Raw genomic sequence first — 5,564 nt, forward strand, 5'->3', positions numbered from 1 at the left:
ACATCGTGTCCGGTGCGGGCCACGACGCCTGCTGGATCAACGATTTGTACCCCACAGCGATGGTCATGTGCCCCTGTGTGGATGGCCTGTCGCACCACGAAGCGGAAGAGATCAGCCCCGAATGGGCCGCAGCGGGCGCGGATGTGCTGATGCATGCGGTGCTGGAGACGGCGGAGATTGTGTCTTAGCGCCGGACTGGGGGCCAGCCCCCAGACCCCCGGAGTTTGCGGATCAGAAGAATGAAGGACCTACCATGAGCAAAGTCATCAAGAACGGCACGATCGTGACCCATGATCTGACCTATGAAGCGGATGTGTTGATTGAGGGCGGCGTGATCGTTGAGATCGGCAAGGGCCTCAAAGGTGATGAAGACCTCGACGCCACGGGTTGCTATGTCATGCCCGGCGGGATTGATCCCCATGTGCATCTGGAAATGCCGTTCATGGGGACCTATTCGACGGACGATTTCGAAAGCGGGACGCGCGCGGGTCTGGCAGGCGGCACCACGATGGTCGTGGATTTCTGCCTGCCCAATCAGGGCGAAAGCCTGATGGACGCGATCAAACGCTGGGACAATAAATCGACCCGCGCCAACTGCGATTATTCCTTCCACATGGCGGTCACATGGTGGGGGGAGCAGGTGTTCAATGACATGAAGACCGTGATTGAAGACCGCGGGATCAACACGTTCAAACACTTCCTCGCCTACAAGGGCGCGTTGATGGTGAATGACGACGAATTGTTCAGCTCTTTCAACCGTTTGGCGGAACTCGGCGGGATCGCCATGGTGCATGCGGAGAACGGCGATGTGGTGGCTGAACTCAGCGCCAAACTGCTGGCGGAGGGCAATACGGGACCCGAGGCGCACGCCTATTCGCGCCCCTCACAGGTTGAGGGTGAGGCCACCAATCGTGCGATCATGATTGCCGATATGGCGGGCGTGCCTTTGTACGTTGTTCATACGTCCTGCGAAGAAGCCCATGAGGCGATCCGGCGCGCGCGTCAGCAAGGCAAACGCGTGTGGGGGGAACCGTTGATCCAGCACCTGACCTTGGACGAGTCTGAATATTTCAACGCCGATTGGGACCACGCCGCGCGGCGGGTGATGTCCCCGCCGTTCCGCAACAAGATGCATCAGGACAGCCTGTGGGCGGGCCTGCAATCGGGGTCGCTGTCGGTCGTGGCCACGGATCACTGCGCGTTTACCACCGATCAAAAACGCACCGGTGTGGGCGATTTCACCAAGATCCCCAATGGCACCGGCGGGCTTGAAGACAGGATGCCGATGCTCTGGACCCACGGGGTTGCGACGGGCCGTCTGACGCCCAATGAATTTGTGGCCGTGACATCCACCAACATCGCGAAAATCCTGAACTGCTATCCCCGTAAGGGCGCCGTGGCGGTGGGGGCCGACGCCGATCTGGTGGTGTGGGACCCGCAGAAGGAGAAAACAATCACGGCCAGCGCCCAGCAATCTGCCATTGATTACAACGTGTTCGAGGGCCAGCAGGTCAAAGGTCTGCCACGGTTTACGCTGACCCGCGGCCATGTAGCGGTGCATGACGGAGACATCCGCACGCAAGAAGGCCACGGCAAATTCGTCAAACGTGAGGGCAACGGCGTGACCAACCGCGCGCTGAGCACGTGGAAGGAATTGACCGCGCCGCGCCCCGTTCAGCGGACGGGTATTCCGGCGACGGGGGTGTGACGGCACCATGACTGCACCGTCAGGCTGTCCGAACAAAGGCTGTCAGGCCAGGCATACGGCGCAGGTTCCGTTCGACCTGGCGCAGGTTCCACAGGACGTTTCGGTCGTGGTCCCGCCCGAATACAAGGTTCTGCGTTGCGGAAATTGCGGGCTTGTGTTCGAGCGGCTGCCGTCCGGGCTGGACGGGGTCTGGCTGGCTTGGCACGACAGCGTTTTGCAAAAGCCGGGCTGGGTCTCACCGGAGGACACTGAATGAGCGTGATTTCCGCGACCGCCCTCGACCTGACCTTTCAAACGGGCGACGGCCCTGTCCATGCGCTCAAAGACGTGTCGTTGGACATCGAGAAGGGGGATTTCGTTTCCTTCATCGGCCCATCCGGCTGCGGCAAGACCACCTTTTTGCGCTGCATTGCGGGGCTTGAGACGCCCACGGGGGGCGATATCTCCGTCAACGGGATGACCCCGGATGAGGCGCGGCGCGCGCGCGCCTATGGCTATGTATTTCAGGCGGCGGGGCTTTATCCATGGCGCACGATTGGCGGCAACATTCGTCTGCCGTTGGAGATTATGGGCTTTTCCAAATCCGAACAGGCCGAACGGGTCGCCCGTGTGTTGGACCTTGTCGATCTTGCGGGGTTTGAGAAGAAGTTTCCTTGGCAGCTGTCCGGCGGGATGCAGCAACGGGCCTCCATTGCGCGGGCCTTGGCCTTTGATGCGGATATCTTGTTGATGGATGAACCCTTCGGCGCGCTGGATGAGATCGTGCGCGACCATTTGAACGAACAACTCCTCCACCTTTGGGCGCGCACCGAGAAGACCATTGGTTTTGTCACCCATTCCATCCCCGAGGCCGTCTATCTGTCCACCAAGATCGTCGTCATGTCGCCGCGTCCGGGCCGGATCACCGATGTGATCGACAGCCCCCTGCCCCGCGAGCGCCCCTTGGATATCCGCGACACGCCGGAGTTCATCGAGATCGCCCACCGCGTCCGCGACGGGTTGCGTGCGGGTCATCAGGATGACGTGTGAATGAAATCACTGTGGCCCCCCTTGGCGATTGTTTTGGTGATCCTCGGTATTTGGATCGCCGCCGTGGTGCCGATGAACATTCACCTGACGGCGGATCAGGCTGCACGGCAGGATATTGTCGTGACGCCGGACACGCCAGCCGAGCGCAAAGAGCTTTCCGGACTCTCCCTCGCGGTTAAAAACCCCGACATCTGGGGGATGACCTATACGTTGGACCGGCCCAACCTGCCGTCGCCCCACCAGGTGGGGGCGGAGCTGTATAAGACCGTCTTCACCGTCGCGCCCACATCGCGGCGGTCGTTGTTGCATCATGCGTGGGTGACCTTGTCGGCCACCTTGCTGGGGTTTGTGATTGGCACAACCTTGGGCATCCTGTTGGCCGTTGGCATCGTCTACAACCGGACGATGGACAAGTCGGTTATGCCTTGGGCGATCACGTCACAGACCATTCCCATTCTGGCGCTGGCGCCGATGGTGATTGTGATGCTGGGGTCGATTGGCATTCAGGGGCTTTTGCCGAAATCCATTATCTCGGCCTACTTATCCTTCTTCCCCGTGGTCGTGGGCATGGTGAAGGGGCTGCGCAGTCCGGATGCGATGCAGTTGGACCTGCTGCGAACCTACAACGCAAGCCCCAACCAAGGCTTCTGGAAACTGCGCCTGCCGGCGTCGATGCCTTATCTGTTCGCATCGCTCAAAATCGGGATTTCTGCGTCTTTGGTGGGGGCCATTGTGGGTGAACTGCCCACAGGTGCGCGGGCCGGATTTGGCGCGCGGATGCTGGTGGGGGATCAATACGGGCAGCCGATAGTCACTTGGGCTGCGCTCTTTGGGGCGGCGATTACGGCAGCACTTTTGGTGGCGACCCTGAGCCTGATTGAACGGCGCACGCTGCGGCGTATGGGCATGGTGGGGGCTGCGGCATGATGGCGTTCGCGATTGCCGGTCTGATCTGGGCTGCAGGATGGTTCATCAACAGCCGTCTGGCAAACAGCGCGGCGTCAGACAGCCGCGCGGTCAGCCTGCTGATCCCTGCGATTTTTGGCATCACGCTGATCGCTATGTGGCAGGTCTTGGTGACGATGCTGGGCGTCAGCCCGATCATCCTGCCCGCCCCGTCGGCCATTGCGGCGACCTTTGCGTCATCCATCCCGACGTTGATTGCGGATTTCAACCAGACGATCATCAAGGGCGCGTTGACCGGTTACATCGCCGGAATGATCGCGGCCTTCGCGGTGGCGCTGCTGGCGGACAGGTCCGATTTTCTGACAAAAGGTATCTTGCCGGTCGGGGCCTTTATGGCGGCACTGCCGATCGTCGGCACGGCCCCCATTTTTGTCAAATGGCTGGGCAGCGGTTGGGAAAGCAAGGCGGCCGTCGTGGGCGTCATGGTGTTTTTCCCCATTCTGGTGAACACGGTCGCGGGGCTGAAAGATACATCCGCCATGCAGCGCGATTTGATGCGGACCTACGGGGCGGGCTACTGGCCCAGCCTGTTCAAACTGCGGCTGCCAGCGGCGATGCCGTTCATCTTCAACGGACTTAAGATTGCGACGACACTTGCCTTAATCGGCGCCATCGTCGCTGAATTTTTCGGCTCCCCCACGGTGGGCATGGGTTTTCGGATTTCAACATCCGTGGGCCAGCTTGCCATGGATATGGTCTGGGCTGAAATTGTGGTCGCGGCCCTTGCGGGTTCGGCCTTTTATGGGGCGATGGCCCTGATCGAAAAGCGGGTGACATTCTGGCACCCGTCACAACGGTGAGACCACGGGGATACATCCGTGCGGCCGTCCAACATGACACTGGAGGTCAACAATGAAGACACTGACAACAACCGCTCTGATCGCGGGCCTGATGGGCACCAGCGCGCTGGCCGATGGCCATGCCAACGACGTCACCTTGCAGCTGCAGTGGGTCACGCAAGCGCAGTTTGCGGGCTACTACGTGGCGCTGGAAAAAGGGTTTTATGAGGACGAGGGGCTGAACGTCACGATCCTGCCCGGCGGGCCGGATATCGCACCCCCACAGGTGCTGGCAGGCGGCGGCGCTGACATCATGCTGAACTGGATGCCGTCCGCACTGGCGGCCCGTGAAAAGGGCCTGCCAGTGGTGAACATCGCGCAGCCTTTCGTATCCTCCGGCCTGATGCTGACCTGCTGGAAAGACACCGGCATCGAAAGCGTTGAGGATTTTCGCGGCAAGACCATCGGCGTGTGGTTCTTTGGCAATGAATACCCGTTCCTGAGCTGGATGAGCCAGGAAGGCATCCCCACGGACGGCGGCGAGGACGGTGTGACGGTCCTCAAGCAAGGGTTCAATGTGGACCCGCTGCTGAACCGTGAAGCCGACTGCATTTCGACCATGACCTATAACGAATACGGTCAGGTGCTGGATGCGGGTGTCGACCCCGATGAATTGGTGACATTCAAATACGAAGAACAGGGCGTGGCCACGCTCGAGGACGGCATCTACGCGCTGGAAGAGAACCTTGAGGATCCGGTGTTCGTGGACAAAATGGTCCGCTTCGTGCGCGCCTCCATGGAAGGGTGGCGCTATGCAGAAGAGAACGTCGAAGAGGCCGCCGCCATCATCATCGAATACGATGAAACCGGTGCCCAGTCCGAGGCCGCACAGGCCCGCATGATGGGTGAGATCGCCAAGCTGACCCAAGGCAGCACCGGTGCGCTGGATGTGGATGCCTATCAGCGGACGGTGGACACCCTGCTGGCCGGTGGGTCCGATCCGGTCATCACGGCGGAGCCTGAGGGTGCCTATACGACCGAGATCACGGACGCCGCACTGAACTGAGCGCTCCCGTTTCGAA

Annotated in this window: 6 protein-coding genes; all 6 read left to right on the top strand. The window is 60.7% G+C overall.

Features of this window, described 5'->3' with window-relative positions; all coding sequences use genetic code 11:
- The coding region (locus tag QZ653_RS06415; RefSeq protein WP_296418685.1) for a M20/M25/M40 family metallo-hydrolase at positions 1 to 188 on the top strand (188 nt) is incomplete at its 5' end.
- A 65-nt stretch (positions 189 to 253) separates the two neighbouring features.
- Positions 254 to 1,708 (top strand): dihydropyrimidinase, encoded by a 1,455-nt coding sequence (hydA, locus tag QZ653_RS06420; RefSeq protein ID WP_296418686.1) that lies wholly within the window; start codon positions 254 to 256, stop codon positions 1,706 to 1,708.
- Positions 1,709 to 1,960: 252 nt separating this feature from the next.
- Complete coding sequence (locus tag QZ653_RS06425) at positions 1,961 to 2,737, top strand: ABC transporter ATP-binding protein (protein WP_296418687.1); 777 nt, start codon at positions 1,961 to 1,963, stop codon at positions 2,735 to 2,737.
- Positions 2,738 to 3,664 (top strand): ABC transporter permease, encoded by a 927-nt coding sequence (locus tag QZ653_RS06430; RefSeq protein ID WP_296418689.1) that lies wholly within the window; start codon positions 2,738 to 2,740, stop codon positions 3,662 to 3,664.
- Positions 3,664 to 4,503 carry an ABC transporter permease gene (locus tag QZ653_RS06435; protein WP_296418693.1) on the top strand — a complete coding sequence of 280 codons (840 nt, stop codon included), beginning with the start codon at positions 3,664 to 3,666 and terminating at the stop codon, positions 4,501 to 4,503. The genes QZ653_RS06430 and QZ653_RS06435 overlap by 1 nt, the downstream gene beginning before the upstream one ends.
- 52 nt (positions 4,504 to 4,555) lie before the next feature.
- Complete coding sequence (locus QZ653_RS06440) at positions 4,556 to 5,548, top strand: ABC transporter substrate-binding protein (protein ID WP_296418691.1); 993 nt, start codon at positions 4,556 to 4,558, stop codon at positions 5,546 to 5,548.
- Positions 5,549 to 5,564 lie beyond the last annotated feature (16 nt).

The organism is Pseudooctadecabacter sp. (assembly GCF_020627745.1).
Taxonomy (GTDB): domain Bacteria; phylum Pseudomonadota; class Alphaproteobacteria; order Rhodobacterales; family Rhodobacteraceae; genus Octadecabacter.